This is a genomic window from Desulfovibrio legallii, from assembly GCF_004309735.1.
Taxonomy (GTDB): domain Bacteria; phylum Desulfobacterota; class Desulfovibrionia; order Desulfovibrionales; family Desulfovibrionaceae; genus Desulfovibrio; species Desulfovibrio legallii.
Window position 1 is genome coordinate 109,571 of sequence record NZ_SIXC01000006.1, and the last position, 14,604, is coordinate 124,174.

Consider the following 14,604-nt stretch of genomic DNA (forward strand, 5'->3'; position numbering starts at 1 on the left):
GAGAAATGCCGACTTCCGTCGGCGTTGCAAAGCCGGAATGTTTTGGCGTTTCCTGAATAGAGGAAGAGAGGAAGGATATGCGTATTGAGTGGAAAATAACAAAAAAGCGCGGCAACCTGCGCCCCGTCCTCCACTACAGTGTGGAGCTGGAAGAACACGAAAAAGCCCTGGCCCTGCCCACGGTGTCCGTTCTTTCCAGCATCCCGCAGCCGGAAGAAGGACGGCAGGACTACTGCTATCCCGACATGCTGGAGCGCGCGGCAGGCTACAGGCCCACGGCCTTCCATACTCTGGAGGCCCCGTCGCACAAGGGCCATTCCTGGACCCATACGCTGTTGTTGCCCTGGCGGGCAGACAATGCCTACCCGGAGGTGGAAGCCTCATTCAGGCAGCTGCGCGAAGCCCTGGAAAAAGAACTGGGGCGCGCCTATAACAGCGCGCCCCTGCTTCTGAACGGCGCGGAACGAACCTCGCCCGCGCTGCGGCGTGTGCTGGCGCCGGGCGTGCTGGGCGCGCGTCTCCTGCGCGCCGCCGCCAGCCGGGAAAATGCCGCAGATTAGCCGTTGTTTCAGGAAAAGCCGCCCGTGCCGCAGCCTCCGGAGGCGCAGCTCGGCGGCCGTCCCTGGCCCATGGGCCGCACCGGGCCCGGCTTGAAGGGAAAGGCCCCGGTTTTGAGGGGGCTCGGCGCACTTACCTGGCGCTCTGTGGCGGCCCCGCAACGGGGGCAGGGCGGCGTGGCCTCGCCGCTGACCAGGTCTTCAAAGGTGTGCCCGCACGCGGTGCAGACAAAATCATACATGGGCATGAACACTGCCTCCTGTTGGAAAAATGGCGCAAAAACGGCACGGACCACCCTCGGCAAGGCACTTGCCCAAGGGCTTCCCAGCCCTATATAAGTATGTATGCGCGCAAGGCAAGCGCGCCAACCGCTCCCTGGGAGCCTGATGGAGGACACAATGAAAAAAATTCTGGTACTGGCCGGCGACTATGTGGAAGACTACGAGGTGATGGTTCCTTTCCAGATGCTGCAGATGCTGGGCTATGAAGTCCACGCCGTCTGCCCGGGCAAAAAGCCTGGCGATACGGTGCGCACGGCCATCCACGATTTTGAGGGTGACCAGACCTATTCCGAAAAACGCGGCCACAACTTCGCCATCAACGCCGACTTTGATCAGGTGAAGGTGGCGGACTACGCCGGCCTGGTCATCCCCGGCGGACGCGCGCCGGAATATCTGCGCCTCAATGCCCGCCTGCTGGAAATCGTGCGGGAGTTCAACGACGCCAAAAAACCCATTGCCGCCGTGTGCCATGGCCCGCAGATTCTGGTTTCTGCCGGGGTGCTGCGCAACCGCCAGTGCACGGCCTATCCCGCAGTGAAGCCCGATGTGGTGGACGCGGGCGCTACCTGGTGCGATTTTAACGAAACCCTCACCAGCGCCACCGTGGACGGCAACCTGGTGACGGCCCCGGCCTGGCCCGCGCATCCGGCCTGGATTGCCGCTTTTGTCAAACTGCTGGGCGCAAAGATCAGCATCTAGAGCAGCTAACGAATGAAATGAGTTAACTTCTCTGCAAGGATTTTCCTGAAAAATCCTTGCCACGAAATGCGAGCAGGCAGGCTTTTGCCTGCCGTCATCGAGCATTTCAAGTGTTAAATGCTCTAGCAGCGCAGCGTCTGAAAAAGCAGGGGGCTGCCCCCGGTGAGGATGGCAGTTTTCTGCAGGCCGGGGAGGAGGAACGTTTACGTTTCCCCCTCCCCGGCAGCCGCTTTTTACCCCATCTTAAAATGGCCAGATATTGTCCATGAGTCTGGTGAACCAGCCGGGCTTCTGCTTGTCCGAGAGCACGCCCTTGCCGTAGTATTCAATGCTGGCGTCGGCGATCTGGGTGGAGAGCACGCTGTTGTCGGCACTCACGTCCTTGCTGCGGATCATGCCGCGCACCACCATATATTCGGTTTCTTCATTGACGCGGATTTCGCGCGCGCCTTCAATTTCCATCAGGCCGCCGGGCAGCACGCGAATGACGCGAGTGGCCAGGGCGGTGGTCACGTAGTTTTCGCGTTTGGTCTTGCCGGTGCCGGTGAGGTCGCTTTTGGAGCCGGTGTTCAGCACGGGCAGGCCCACGGTGCTCTGGGGGCCGATGCCGGTGAAGGGAAGGAAGCCCACCTTGCTTTTGCCGAACATGGCGCTCACCTGGTAGTCGTTGCTGCTGTCCTTGTCTGCCGTGGTTTCAGCCTTGTTCTGGGCTTTGGTGCTTTCCACCAGTTTGACCACCACCAGGTCGCCCACGCGGCGGGCGCGACTGTCGGAAAAGAGCGTGTCCTGTTCGCTGGCGGCAAAGATGGAGCCGGGGTTGTCCGCGGCGTTGGTTTCCTGCCGGTATTCCTGGGGCGGGGCCGCCGGGGGGTGCAGGGCGGGCCGCCGGTGAGGGCTGCCGCCGCAGGCGGCGCACAGCATAAAGGTCAGCGCCAGAAGGGGGATGGTGTAACGTGCCTGCATGGCCTTCTCCTGTTGGGCAGGGCGCGGCATCCGGCAAAGGACGCGCGCTAGTGTATTTCCACGGTGCTGCCGTCGCGCACTATGGCATAGACCTGCTTTTTGGTTTGCAAATTCCGCACCGGAATAGTGGCTCCCGGTTCGCCGTCGTTCAGGGCCTGGGCCTGGGTAGTGATGCGCAGGTTGCCGCGCGCGTAGATCAGGTTGACCACGTCGCCGCGCCGTACCATAAGCTGGCTGGCCAGGTCGCTTTGCAGTATGGGTTCGCCCGCGCTGAGCCCGCGCGTGAGCTGCCAGGGACCGCCGCGCCCGTCCCAGGGCACGGAACGCAGCTGACTGGCATTGACCTTGAGAAAGGTGACGGACTGGGCCGTGAGAGCGTCGCCCTTGTTCATGGCCTGAACGGCGGCAGGCACCGTGACCCAGAGGGTCAGGTTGGCCGTGCCCGCCAGGCGGCGCAGCACCGTGCCGTCGGCTTCTTCCACGGCAAAACGCAGAGAAACGCGCCCCGGTGAAAGGCGGCCCGGCTCCAGCTGCACGCGCTGTCGGCTGTGGGCCAGAAAAATATAGTCAGGCAGGCGAAATTCGTTCAGCTCGGCTTCGCCGGGCATGGCGGCCAGCTGCGGCGTCAGGCTTTTGACGACGTAGGCCCGCAGATCATCTTCCTGAAAGACCAGACCGCCGCGCTGGATGGACAGCGATGTGGGCAAAATGCAGCGGCCGGCCACCTCCGGCCCCAGGGCCTGGCGCAGGGCGTAGGAAAGTCGTGAACGGTTGACCTGCAGGGGTTTGCCCTCCTGCGTGGGAGCGGGCCACAGCGGCTTGGCGCGCAGCTGCTCCCAGAGGGATTGGTCCATGCGGCCCAGGGGCACGGCTATTTCGCCCAGCAGCACCGTGTCGGCGTGGACCACGGCGGCGGGCAGGATTTTAAGCCGCCAGTCGTCCTGTCCAAGGATGCTGACCTGGCCATCGGCCGCCAGGGGCGTCTGGCCATTGGCCAGCAGAGTCCCGGTCCTGGCGGCGCGTACCTTTTGGGCGTCGGGGGGCAGGGCGATGCGCGCCACGTTGTCTTGTTGGCCCAGCTGGTGTTTGATCTGGCTGGGGGAGCGCCGATGGTCGCGGTCGTTGTCCTGCCATACGGCCTGCGGCACGCCGCCCGTGGGCCCGGCCAGGGACGGCCGCGCCGACACAGAGAGCAGCAGGGTTGCCGCCAGCAGGAGGGGCAGGGCGCGGCGTCCGAAGCTGTGGAGCCGTGCGGTTGCAGGCGTCGGGGCCGTGCCGAAAACCGGTCTGCCGCAAAGGGATAGCAGGGCGCGCCACATAGTCCGCATCCGCCTTAGCTGCGCTTGAGCTGCACCGCGATGCCCAGCATGGAGTCAGAGGTCTGGATGGATTTGGAATTGACCTCATAGGCGCGCTGGCCCACGATCATGTTGACCATTTCGTCCACCACTTCCACGTTGGACATTTCCAGAAAGCCCTGAGCCAGGGTGCCCACGTTGTCCGTGCCGGGCACGCCTTCCACGGCGTCGCCGGAAGCCTCGGTGGGGGTAAAGAGGTTGCGGCCGCGCGCGTCCAGCCCGGCAGGGTTGATAAAGGTATAGAGGGGTATTTCGGCCCCGGCCAGTTCCTGCCCCTGGGCGTCCAGAGCCGCAATGTGTCCGGAAGAGGAGATGGAGACGGTCTTGGTTTCGGCGGGCACGGCAAATTCCGGCTGGAGGATATAGCCGTTGGCCGTGACCACGGTGCCGTCCTGGTTGAGCTTGAAGGAACCCGCCCTAGTGTACATGAGCTCGCCGTTCACATCCACCTGAAAGAAGCCGTCGCCTTCAATGGCGACATCCAGGGCGTTGCCCGTATTCTGAAAGTCGCCCTGGGTAAAGAATTTGTGCACAGCCGTGGGGCGGGTGCCCAGGCCCACCTGAATGCCTACGGGCAGACGGTTGTCGCCTTCAGTGATGGACCCGGCCATGCGCATGGTCTGGTACATAAGGTCTTCGAATTCAGCGCGGCTTTTCTTGAAGCCCGTGGTGTTCACGTTGGCCAGGTTGTTGGAAATGACGTCTATGTTGAGCTGTTGGGCCACCATGCCGGTGGCGCCTGTCCAGAGAGAACGCATCATAAGAGAAGCTCCTTGCTGTGCGGCGCGTCGGGGTTAGCCCTGGCGGCGGCCGACCTTTTCCGTGGCGTTGCGGTCCAGGCTGTCGGAGGTCTGCATGACTTTTTGATAGGCCTCAAACTGCCGCTGCACTTCGATCATGTTGACCATTTCCGAAACCACCTCCACGTTGGCCGCCTCGGTAAACCCCTGTTCCAGACGCGCGCCGTCCAGGTAGGCGTTGCCTTCGGCCACCTGCACATTCTGCCGGGGCCGGTAGAGGTTGTCGCCCTGTTTTTCCAGATTCTGCAGGTTGTCCACATTGACCAGGGCCAGCTGGTCCACCAGCGCGCCGTCGGCCAGCACTTGCCCGTCGCCGCTGATCTGAATGTTGCGCGTGCCGGGCGGGATGACGATGTTGCCGCCGCCCAGCCCCTGCACCGTATAGCCCTGCGGCGTCATGAGCACGCCGTCGGCATTGAGCGAGAAGGCTCCGTTGCGGGTAAGAAAGGCCCCATTGGGCGTGGTCACGCGGAAAAAGGCGTTTTCGCCGTTGATGGCCACGTCCAGCGCGTTGCCGGTAAACTGCATGGACCCCTGAGAGAAGTCCGTGCGCGCTACGGCTATGCGCGCTCTGGCGGCATTGTGCGGCTCCGGGAACAGGGGCTTGGAGCGCAGGTTGAGAATGGGCTCACGGATTTCGTCATGGGCGTAGGTGACCATGGTATCCTTGAAGGCCAGGGTGTCGCGCTTGTAGCCGCGCGTGTTCACGTTCGCCAAATTATTGGCGATGAAATTCATCCGGTGTTCGGTGGTCAGCGCGCCGAACAGCCCGCTGTACATGCCCGCCTGCATAGTCTTGCTCCTTGGTTGGCAGCCCCGCGCCGTAGGGCGACGCGGCTGTCGTGCGCGGACCTGACGGCCCTTGGCAGATTTGTATGCAAAGAGCGAGCCAGAAAAGAAAAAAAACGGAACGCCCCGGCGCTTGCGGCGGCCGGGGCGATTGCTGCGGGTAAAAATTGACGAACTGTTCCGCCGCTGGGGCGGGTGCGGCCTACTGCGCCAGACGCAGCACAAAGGGCAGGCTCTGGCGTACCAGCAGAAAAAAGATGGCCAGGAAGTTGAGCCAGAGAATGCGGCGCGGCGCGCGCAGCGCGAAAATCAGAATCCAGCAGGCAATGGCCAGGGTCAGGGGCGTCAGGCCCAGAGCCTCCGCCGCCACGTCCGGGGGCAAGGGGCCGGGCCGCAGAGAAATGCCCACAAACAGGCCCCAGCGGTCCAGACAGCGGGGAATGTAGCCGAGAAAGGCCCACAGGGCGCACCAGCGCCCGGCCTTGCGTAAGGCATCCGTTTCAAGGGGCGTGCCTTCCGGCCCCTTGCGCAGCCGGGTCAGAACCAGCAGGGCCGCCGCGCCCGCCGGGCCCAGAGCGGCGAACAGGTCGTGGAGGGATGTGGAAAGCACGGCCTGAGCAGCCGTGCTCAGTTCCATACCTTGCGGCAGCCCGGCAAAGGGCCAGCGCGGCAGGGTCAGGGCGGTAAAAAAGCAGATCAGCGCCGCCAGAGCCAGACACAGGCGGCTGCGAAATTCCGGTTCTTCCCATTGGCTCAGGGCCGGGTCCGGGGCGATTTTTTTGCCCTTGGCGCGACGCTGGTCCACCGGCGGCAGGGCGGGCAGGGGGGCTGCGGCGTCTGCCTTCAGATAAAAAAACAGGCAGACCATGCCCGCCAGCCAGGCCAGCACGGCAGTGGTGGCGGGCAGCATGACCGGGTGCAAGGGGTAAAGGCCCGTAAGCCCGGCCGGGCCGCGCAGTTGCACCAGCAGGCCCAGGTGCTCGCCCAGCGTGCAGACGATGCCCAGGGGGGCCAGGCGGAAGGCCAGCCGGGCCATGCGCCCGGCCCCGAAGGCGCAGAGACGGGCGTTGCCGCGCCGCCCGGCCAGCAGGGTCAGGATCAGGATGCCGGGCAGGCCCGCAGCGGCCGCCGCCCCCAGGGAAAGGATGCTTAACAGCCACTGCCAATAGAGAAACCAGGTGGAAAACGTGTGCATGGCCGCTCTTGTATCTTGTAGCGGCTTTGGCCGCAAGGGCGGGGGCCGTGCGGCCATGCCCGCAGTGCTTCCGCGTTGGGTGTTTCCAATAGGACCGGCCACCCCGTGGTGCAGGCGCGACCGCAGTCGCCCGACCCTTGCAGGCTGCCATGTGCGGCCAAATCTGCAGCGTCCGTGCGCCCGGCCAGAGCCGGACAAGTCTGAACGTCGCGGAACCAGTCCGTACAGATGCGGGTCGGCAAGGCCGTGGGCCACGCTCTTGCGGGGTGTTCCTTCCTGACTTATACTCATGGCTTGCGGCCCGTTGCGGGCCATGGGTCGGAAGAAGGAGCGTTATGTCTGTCCTCGCCATTCTTGGGTTGGCCCTGGCCCTTTCCATGGACGCCTTTGCCGTGGCTGTGGCTTCGGGCTGTGCGCTGCGCGCGCCCAGTGCTGGGCAATATTTGCGGCTTTCAGGGGCCTTTGGTTTTTTTCAGTTTGCCATGCCGGTGCTGGGCTGGGGTCTGGGCCTTTCCGTGCGGGGCTACATGGAGGCCTGGGACCACTGGATAGCCTTTGCCCTGCTGGCCTGGATCGGCGGCAAGATGGTGTTTTCCGGCTCTGCCGCCTGGCGGGGGCGTGCGGCCTGTGCGCGCCCCGCTGTGGACCCGGCGGCCGGGCGCAATTTGCTGTTGCTGAGCGTGGCCACCAGTGTGGACGCCCTGGCCGTGGGTCTTTCCTTTGCCATTCTGGGCACTCCGGTCTGGGGTCCGGCGTTCTGCATCGGCCTGGTCTGTGCATTGGTTACGGCCTGCGGCGTATTTCTGGGCAAGACTCTGGCCAACATCTGTTCGCTCAACGCCTGGGCCGAACTGCTGGGCGGGCTGACCTTGCTGGTCATAGCCTGTAATATCCTGCGGGAGCACAGCGCCTTCGGCTGAGGCTTTGCTCCGGCCGTCCCGGCGCAGCATGGTTTCATCTACTGATGGAGGAATTGTTATGGCAACCGTCAGCGCCACGTATCTGGGGGATCTGCGTGTGGAATGCGTCCACAACCAGAGCGGCACCAGAATCATCACCGACGCCCCCACGGACAATCAGGGCAAGGGCGCGTCCTTTTCGCCCACGGACCTCTGCGCCACAGCTCTTGGGGCCTGCGCCATGACCATCATCGGCATTTATGCCCAAAGCCACGGCGTGGACATTACTGGCACAACCATGAACATCACCAAGACCATGAGTGCAGACCCGCGCCGCATCGGCAAGGTGGAAGTGGTCTTTGACATGCCCGACAGGGACTATTCCCAGAAGGAAAAGACCATTATGGAACGCTGCACCCAGACCTGCCCCGTGCACTTGACCCTGCACCCGGACGTGGAGCAGGTCTTTACCTTCCACTGGCAACGCTGACGGGGACGGCCCGTCTTTGCGCCCTTTTGCCGCGCGGTCGCACCGCGTGTTTTTATGGAGGTTCCCATGAGCAACGCCAGAATCAAGTACCTTGGCAATATGCGTATGGAATGCGTGCACCCCGGCAGCGGCGCACGACTGGAAGTGACGCCCACCAAGGATCACGGCGGCCAGGAAGACAGCTTCTCGCCCGTGGATCTTTGCGTGGCCTCCCTGGGCTGCTGCGCTTCCACGGTGATAGCGGGCTACGCCGCCCACCACAACCTGGACGTGACGGGTATGGAAACGGACGTGAACGCCGTCATGCACGAAGGCTCGCCCGCGCGTCTGGGGCGGGTGGAAGTGGTCTTTCATATGCCGGATCGGCCCTTCAGCGCCAAGGACAAGACCGTGCTTGCGCGCGTGGTTCAGACCTGCCCCGTGCACCACAGCCTGCACCCCGATGTGGAGCAGGTCTTTACCTTTGATTGGAAGAAGTAGCGGACGCGCAGTCCGTTATTTTTCAAGGAGCAAACCATGCCGAAGACTGCGGCGTTGATTCTGGCGGCGGGCAAGGGCACCCGCATGCATTCCGACAAGCCCAAAGTGCTGCAAACCCTTCTGGGCGAGCCCATGCTGGCTTGCGTGCTGGAGGCCCTGCGCCCCGTTTTTGGCGAGGACGTCTGGATTGTGGCCGGGCACCGGGCCGATCTGGTGCAGGCCGCCTTTCCCCAGGCGCGCTTCGTGCTGCAGAAGGAACAGCTGGGCACGGGCCACGCCCTGCTGCAGGCCTTGCCCGCGCTGACAGAAGCGGGCTGCAGCCAAGTGCTGGTGGTCAACGGCGATGTGCCCTTGCTTTCTGAAAGTCTGGTGCGCCAGTTCCTGGCCGAGGGCATGGGCGCAGACCTGGCCTTCGCCACCATTGAGGTGGACAATCCCGGCGCTTACGGGCGGGTGGTGCGGCGGGACGACGCCGTGACCGCCATTGTGGAAGCTAAGGATTACGACCCCGCCCTGCTGGGCCCCGCAAGTAACGAGGTCAACGCCGGCATGTACCTGTGCGATCTGGCCGCCGCGGCGCAACTGCTGCCCCAGGTGGGCAACAAAAACAAAAGCGGCGAGTACTACATCACAGACCTGGTGGCCCTGGCCGTGGCCCGCAAGTACCGGGTGCGCGGCGTGCGCTGCGGGCGGGACGCGGCCCTGTTGGGCGTCAATGCGCCGCGGGAGCTGGCGCAGATGGAAGAGACTCTGCGGACCAGAATAGTGGAAGGGCTGCTGGACGCCGGGGTCATGCTGCACGCCCCTGACGCCGTGCGGGTGGGCCCCAGGGCGCTGGTGGAGCCGGGCGCGGAGCTCACCGGCCCGTGCGAAATCTATGGCGTGAGCCGCGTGGCCCGCGGGGCCAGTGTGGCTTCGCACTGCCTAATCCGGGATTGCGAGCTGGCCGCCGGGGCCGAAGTGCGGTCTTTTTCGCATCTGGAAGGGGCTGTGGTGGGGCCCGGCGCGCTGGTGGGGCCCTTTGCCCGCCTGCGGCCCGGCGCGGTGCTGGAAGAAGCCTCCCATGTGGGCAACTTTGTGGAGCTGAAAAAAACCCGCCTGGGCAGGGGGGCCAAGGCCAACCACCTCACCTATCTGGGTGATGCGGCCATCGGTGCGGGCAGCAATATCGGCGCAGGCACTATTACCTGCAACTACGACGGCAAGCACAAATACCAGACCTTCATTGGCGAGCGCGCCTTTATCGGCAGCAATACGGCCCTGGTGGCGCCCGTCAGCGTGGGCGAAGGCGCCCTGGTGGGGGCGGGTTCAGTCATCACCAAAGATGTGCCCGCGGGCGAGCTGGCCATAGCCAGGGGACGACAAAAAAACCTGCCCCGCAAAGGCTAGAGCAGTTAGCGAATGAAATGAGCTAACTGCTCTGCAAGGATTTTCTTGAAAATCCTTGCCACGAAATGCGAGAAGGCAGGCTTTTGCCTGCCGTAAGCGAGCATTTCAAGTGTTAAATGCTCTAGTGCGGCTCTCGCGGCATCGCGCCGCAAGCTGCGCGGTAAAGGTTGCACCGCCTGTAAAAAATCCCCGGCACGCTCCGGGGTTTTTTATGACCTTGGGGCATCTCCTTTCTTGCCAAGGGCCTGCCTCGGTGCTAGATTGGACCCATGGAACTTCTGGAACAGCTCGAAAAGCAAGTCGCGGCACTTTTGGACAGGCTCGACCGCCTCAAGACGGAAAATGCGCGTCTGCGCACGGAGTCTGCCGCTATGGGGGCGGACAAGGCCGCATTGGAAGAGGAAAACCTGAGACTGCTGGAAGCTCTTGAAAAAGAGGAGCAGACGCGTAAGGCGGCCCTGGGCCGCATCGACGCCCTGCTGCACGATATTCAGGAGCACGACAGCGTCGAGTAGGTCTCTGTGAATCAGGATGCCATCAACCTCTCCGTTCTCGGGTTGAGCGTCGACTTCAAGCCCGGCGCGGACATGAAACGCGTGCGGGAAGCTGTCCGGCTGTTGGAAGAACGGTATGCTGACCAGGAGCAGAGGTTCTCTAAAGGGCAGACCAAGGATATTCTGCTGACCTTTTTGGCCCTTGGGCTGGCGGATGATTTGTTGCAATCGCAGAAGGAGCTCGCCGCGTTGCGCCACGGGGTGCACGGCCTGCTTTCAAAGATAGAGGAGTCCGCGTGACTCCCGGCGTTTCCCTGGGGTGTGCGTGATTTATGCCTCGGTGCTAACCTGACAAGTATTGTTAAAGGGAGCCGTCACTGTCTCTTGTGTGCACGCCCGGCGCGACCGGGAAGCCTGAGAGGGGCACACAGGCGCCCGACCTGGGTATCCAGGTTTCTGTACCGCAAGCATGACACGGCGCTCTGGGGAAGCGTCAATCTTTCCCGGTTGTTGTGGTGTTCCGGCTCCGGCCGGAACGCTTTTTCTGTGCAACGCCATCCTTATGCCGCGTTCGGCGGCGCATCCAGCCAGGGCAGCAGCCCCTTGGGGCGCTATTGCTACGGCTTCCGACGCCAGTCGGTTGCCGGTGTTCTCCGGGCCGACCCCTGGTCGGTCCCGTCTTGATAAAAGAGAGGCTGGATTCATGGACCCATTGTTGATTCTTGCGCTGGCGGCGGCAGCCGTGTGCGGCGTTGCGCTGGGCGTGGTCGTGGACCGACGCGCCACAGCAAAACGCCTGGGCGATGCCGACGAACTGGCCAAGCGCATAGTGACCGAGGCCCGCAAGGAGGCTCAGGCGCAGAAAAAAGAAATCCTCGTTCAGGGGCAGAACGATCTTTTCAACCAGAAGCGTGAGCTGGAAAACGAATTCAAGGAGCGGGAACGCGAGCTCAAGGCCCGCGAACGTAAACTGGAGGAAATGGGCAATCGCCTGGAAGAAAAGCTGGAAAAAGCCACCGCCAGGGAACAGGACCTCTTGGCCTCCGAAAAAGACCTGGCCCGCAAGGAACGCCAGCTTGTCGAATCCGAAACCTTTTTGCAGACCCGCATTGAGGAGCAGGAACAGCGCCTGGCCCAGATTGCCGGCTTCACGGCCGAAGAGGCCAAGGCCAAACTTTTTCAGGAGATTGAGGCCAAAACCCGGCACGAATCAGCGCGCATGATCCGCCAGATCGAAATGGAAGCGCACGAAACAGCCGATCGGAAAGCCAAGGAAATCCTCTGCAACGTCATTCAGCGCTACGCCGGCGACTACGTCAACGAGCAGACCGTCACCGCCGTGACCCTGCCCAGCGAGGACATGAAGGGCCGCATTATCGGCCGTGAGGGCCGCAATATCCGCGCCCTGGAGGCTGCCACCGGCGTGGACCTGATCATTGACGACACGCCGGAGACCGTCATCCTTTCCGCCTACAGCCCCCTGCGCCGCCAGGTGGCCAAGATGGCCCTGGAACGGCTCATCCAGGACGGCCGCATCCACCCTGCCCGCATTGAGGACGTTGTCCAGAAATGCGAACAGGAGCTGGACGCCCAGGTGCGTGAAGTGGGCGAACAGGCTACCTTTGACGCCGGCGTGCACGGCATCCACCCGGAGCTGGTCCGACTGCTGGGACAGCTGCGCTACCGCACCTCCTTCACCCAGAACGTCCTGCAGCATTCCCTTGAGGTTTCCGCCCTCTGCGGCATGATGGCTGCCGAGCTGGGCATGGACGTGAAAAAAGCCAAACGCGCTGGCCTGTTGCACGATATCGGCAAAGCCGTGGACCACGAAGTGGAAGGCCCCCACGCCCTCATTGGCGCAGACTTGGCCAAAAAGTACAATGAAAGTCAGGAGATCGTCCACGCCATTGCCGCACACCACGAAGACCAGCGCCCCTCTACCGCCCTGGCCGTGCTGGTGCAGGCCGCCGATTCCATTTCCGGCGCTCGCCCCGGCGCCCGCAAGGAACTGCTGGAAAACTACGTCAAGCGTCTGGAAGACCTGGAGGGCATCGCCACCAGCTTCTCCGGCGTAAGCAAGGCCTACGCCATTCAGGCTGGGCGCGAAATCCGCGTCATGGTCAATTCCGACCAGGTGGACGACGACGCCACCTATCTGCTCTGTAAAGATATTGCGGCCAAGATCGAAAAGAACCTGACCTACCCCGGCCAGATTCGGGTCACGGTTATCCGAGAGCGCAGGGCCGTGGAGCTTGCCAAGTGACCTTAAGCGCTACGGGCTTTGGCCCGCTGCTTTTCCTTGATTTGGCGGCCGGCTTTATGCTGGCCGCCGCCGCATCCTGCCTGGCGCGCACGGGGGGCGCCCGCGCGGGCGGCGCATTGGCCCTGGCCTGCCTGGCCGGGTTGGCCCCGCCCTTGCTGCGCGACGCCCTCCTGGGTATGCCCCTCCTGGCCCTGGACCAGCCCGCCTGCCTTGCTGCAACCCTGGCGGGCGGCCTGCTTGGCCTGCCGGCGGCGCGCTCTTGCCGCTCCGGGCGGTTTTTTTTTCTGGCAGACGCCTTTGGTCTGGCCCTGGCTACCGGCCTGGCCGCCGCCAAAAGCGCTGCCCTGGGCCTGGAAGCCACAGGCGCTTTGATCCTGGGCCTTGGCGTGGGCCTCGCCGGCAGCCTCGTGCGCGATATCCTTCAGGGGAATACCGCTCTGGCTCTGGAGGAAGACCTCTACGCCACCGCAGCCGCCCTGGGGGCTGCCGTCAGTCTGGTCCTGGTCCGTCAGGTCCATTTGCCCCCCTGGCAGTGCGCCTTTGGCGGTGCAGCCTGCATTTTGCTGCTGCGCGCTTTTCGCCTGCGCCGGTGGTAGGGAAGATCTCCCCTTCCCCCCACGCCCCCCATCCTTCAAAAAACTTTTTTCAGGTAATGCAGAAGCCGCGCCCCGGCCGGGAGCAACGAGGAAGGGGTTGGTCTTGTCCCTTTAGTGGCCATCAGCCTTTCAGGGCATTACAATTTTGCAATGCCCTGATGGTTGCGTAAGCAGCCGTCCGCCGTGGAGGCGTAAGCGCAATTCATTTGCACGGTTAAGCGTTGGCACGAGCGTGCCGTGACCGTTGAGAATACCAATTCGCAAAAATAACCTGCTCTAATGCACGGCTATAATCCTACGCAGCAGCGCGTCCACGGCCGGGTCTTTGCCCTTGGCCGAGTTCAGGGCCGTTTTGAGGTCTTCAGGCCACTGGGCGCGCCGCATATCCGTATACATGGTAATCATATGGTCGGCGTCGGCCAGGACGGTAACGGCATAGGGAACGGAACGCCCCGTGACGTTGAAACTCCAGGCCCCGTCTGCAGCGCGTACAGCGCCGCCGTTCTGATTGGCGGCCAGCGTGGCGGCGTAGGCTGCCGGATCCGTGGCGGCGTCCACGGGTTTGATATCCAGGGTAAAAAAGTGGTTGTTGTCGTCCTGGACAAAAATGGCCCCTTCACGCGGCATAAAGTGGCAGGAATCGGGAATGTCCATGGTGACGAAGGTAAACTGGTACTCTTTGGCCTGGGCCGCGCCAACAAGGCAAAACACCAGGGCAAAGAGCAAAAGGCCGGAACGGAGCATGGCTTCCTCTTGCAGTAGGTGGTGAAACGCGCGTCCAAGGGGGCGCGCAGGGAACCGGGGCAGCATATCGTGGGGGGCGCGTTTCGCCAAGTCCTGGGCATGACCTTGAGCCGCCGCGGGAGCTGGGGCAAAAAAATATGGATGATAGGAAAATAATCGGAAATTTTGCTTGACTTTGAAATTCAATTTCAATTATACAAAGGGCAACGACAACGTCAAAACAGCAAGGGGCGTCGTAGACGACGGCCAGGCAGGAGGACAAAATGTGCGTTACCCTCATCGGCGGTATGGACCGACTGAAAAAAGACTATATGGCGGCGGCGGAGCAGGGTGGGCATTCCCTCAAGTTCATCACCCGCAACGAGCGCAATTTTGTGGACAAGATCGGCAACCCGGATGCGCTCATTGTCTTTACCAACAAAATTTCCCACGAGGCCAAGCGCAAAGCTGTGCAGGTGGCCAAGTCGCGCAATATCCCCTTGCAGATGGTGCATTCCTGCGGCGTTTCTTCTCTGCGGGAATGTCTGCGAACCGCTTAGGGCCGTGCTCCGGGCCGCGGTCAGGCGCGGCGTCCGTGGGGGCGTGCAGGCCTTTTGCAGAAGTAAA

The 14,604-nt window shown here is 63.0% G+C and carries 18 protein-coding genes and 1 other RNA gene; 12 read left to right on the top strand and 7 right to left on the bottom strand.

Annotated features, from left to right (window positions below):
- Positions 1 to 77 precede the first annotated feature (77 nt).
- Positions 78 to 560, top strand: a complete 483-nt coding sequence (locus EB812_RS06235) for a hypothetical protein (protein ID WP_118229167.1) — start codon at positions 78 to 80, stop codon at positions 558 to 560.
- Between the two features lie 8 nt (positions 561 to 568).
- On the opposite strand, the gene EB812_RS06240 is transcribed toward EB812_RS06235, so the two are convergent.
- Positions 569 to 805, bottom strand: coding sequence for a zinc ribbon domain-containing protein (locus EB812_RS06240; protein WP_118229166.1), 237 nt, complete (start codon positions 803 to 805; stop codon positions 569 to 571).
- Between the two features lie 151 nt (positions 806 to 956).
- Between EB812_RS06240 and EB812_RS06245 the strand changes: the two genes are divergently transcribed.
- A complete protein-coding gene (locus tag EB812_RS06245; RefSeq protein ID WP_118229165.1) occupies positions 957 to 1,538 on the top strand; it encodes a DJ-1/PfpI family protein in 582 nt (193 codons plus the stop codon).
- A 243-nt stretch (positions 1,539 to 1,781) separates the two neighbouring features.
- On the opposite strand, the gene EB812_RS06250 is transcribed toward EB812_RS06245, so the two are convergent.
- The 5 genes from EB812_RS06250 to EB812_RS06270 form a co-directional block, all read right to left on the bottom strand.
- Entirely contained in the window at positions 1,782 to 2,501 is a 720-nt protein-coding gene (locus tag EB812_RS06250) for a flagellar basal body L-ring protein FlgH (RefSeq protein ID WP_118229164.1), read from the bottom strand.
- Positions 2,502 to 2,548: 47 nt separating this feature from the next.
- On the bottom strand, positions 2,549 to 3,820 hold the full coding sequence (flgA, locus tag EB812_RS06255; RefSeq protein ID WP_130957947.1) for a flagellar basal body P-ring formation chaperone FlgA: 1,272 nt from the start codon (positions 3,818 to 3,820) through the stop codon (positions 2,549 to 2,551).
- 14 nt (positions 3,821 to 3,834) lie between these two features.
- Complete coding sequence (gene flgG / locus EB812_RS06260) at positions 3,835 to 4,620, bottom strand: flagellar basal-body rod protein FlgG (RefSeq protein ID WP_118229162.1); 786 nt, start codon at positions 4,618 to 4,620, stop codon at positions 3,835 to 3,837.
- A 33-nt stretch (positions 4,621 to 4,653) separates the two neighbouring features.
- On the bottom strand, positions 4,654 to 5,451 hold the full coding sequence (gene flgF, locus EB812_RS06265) for a flagellar basal-body rod protein FlgF (RefSeq protein WP_118229161.1): 798 nt from the start codon (positions 5,449 to 5,451) through the stop codon (positions 4,654 to 4,656).
- Positions 5,452 to 5,650: 199 nt separating this feature from the next.
- Positions 5,651 to 6,643: a spidroin-2 gene (locus EB812_RS06270; RefSeq protein WP_130957948.1), complete on the bottom strand. Its 993-nt coding sequence runs from the start codon at positions 6,641 to 6,643 to the stop codon at positions 5,651 to 5,653.
- 335 nt (positions 6,644 to 6,978) lie between these two features.
- On the opposite strand from EB812_RS06270, the gene EB812_RS06275 reads away from it, so the two are divergent.
- The 9 genes from EB812_RS06275 (at position 6,979) to EB812_RS06315 (ending at position 13,254) form a co-directional block, all read left to right on the top strand.
- A complete protein-coding gene (locus tag EB812_RS06275; protein WP_118229159.1) occupies positions 6,979 to 7,563 on the top strand; it encodes a manganese efflux pump MntP in 585 nt (194 codons plus the stop codon).
- Between the two features lie 58 nt (positions 7,564 to 7,621).
- Complete coding sequence (locus tag EB812_RS06280; protein ID WP_118229158.1) at positions 7,622 to 8,032, top strand: OsmC family protein; 411 nt, start codon at positions 7,622 to 7,624, stop codon at positions 8,030 to 8,032.
- 66 nt (positions 8,033 to 8,098) lie between these two features.
- Positions 8,099 to 8,512 (top strand): OsmC family protein, encoded by a 414-nt coding sequence (locus tag EB812_RS06285; RefSeq protein WP_118229157.1) that lies wholly within the window; start codon positions 8,099 to 8,101, stop codon positions 8,510 to 8,512.
- A gap of 36 nt (positions 8,513 to 8,548) precedes the next feature.
- Positions 8,549 to 9,901, top strand: a complete 1,353-nt coding sequence (gene glmU / locus EB812_RS06290; RefSeq protein ID WP_118229156.1) for a bifunctional UDP-N-acetylglucosamine diphosphorylase/glucosamine-1-phosphate N-acetyltransferase GlmU — start codon at positions 8,549 to 8,551, stop codon at positions 9,899 to 9,901.
- Between the two features lie 269 nt (positions 9,902 to 10,170).
- Entirely contained in the window at positions 10,171 to 10,416 is a 246-nt protein-coding gene (gene zapB, locus EB812_RS06295; protein WP_092153856.1) for a cell division protein ZapB, read from the top strand.
- 6 nt (positions 10,417 to 10,422) lie between these two features.
- Entirely contained in the window at positions 10,423 to 10,695 is a 273-nt protein-coding gene (gene zapA / locus EB812_RS06300) for a cell division protein ZapA (protein ID WP_118229155.1), read from the top strand.
- 8 nt (positions 10,696 to 10,703) lie between these two features.
- Positions 10,704 to 10,888: non-coding RNA, 6S RNA (ssrS, locus tag EB812_RS06305), on the top strand.
- A 210-nt stretch (positions 10,889 to 11,098) separates the two neighbouring features.
- Positions 11,099 to 12,658, top strand: coding sequence for a ribonuclease Y (gene rny / locus EB812_RS06310; RefSeq protein ID WP_118229154.1), 1,560 nt, complete (start codon positions 11,099 to 11,101; stop codon positions 12,656 to 12,658).
- A complete protein-coding gene (locus EB812_RS06315) occupies positions 12,655 to 13,254 on the top strand; it encodes a TRIC cation channel family protein (RefSeq protein ID WP_118229153.1) in 600 nt (199 codons plus the stop codon). The genes rny and EB812_RS06315 overlap by 4 nt, the downstream gene beginning before the upstream one ends.
- Positions 13,255 to 13,530: 276 nt before the next feature.
- Here EB812_RS06315 and EB812_RS06320 read toward each other — a convergent pair whose 3' ends face one another.
- Positions 13,531 to 13,998, bottom strand: coding sequence for a hypothetical protein (locus tag EB812_RS06320; protein WP_118229152.1), 468 nt, complete (start codon positions 13,996 to 13,998; stop codon positions 13,531 to 13,533).
- A 263-nt stretch (positions 13,999 to 14,261) separates the two neighbouring features.
- Here EB812_RS06320 and EB812_RS06325 point away from each other — a divergent pair, with 263 nt between their 5' ends.
- Positions 14,262 to 14,537 carry a DUF2325 domain-containing protein gene (locus tag EB812_RS06325; protein ID WP_118229151.1) on the top strand — a complete coding sequence of 92 codons (276 nt, stop codon included), beginning with the start codon at positions 14,262 to 14,264 and terminating at the stop codon, positions 14,535 to 14,537.
- Positions 14,538 to 14,604: the final 67 nt, after the last annotated feature.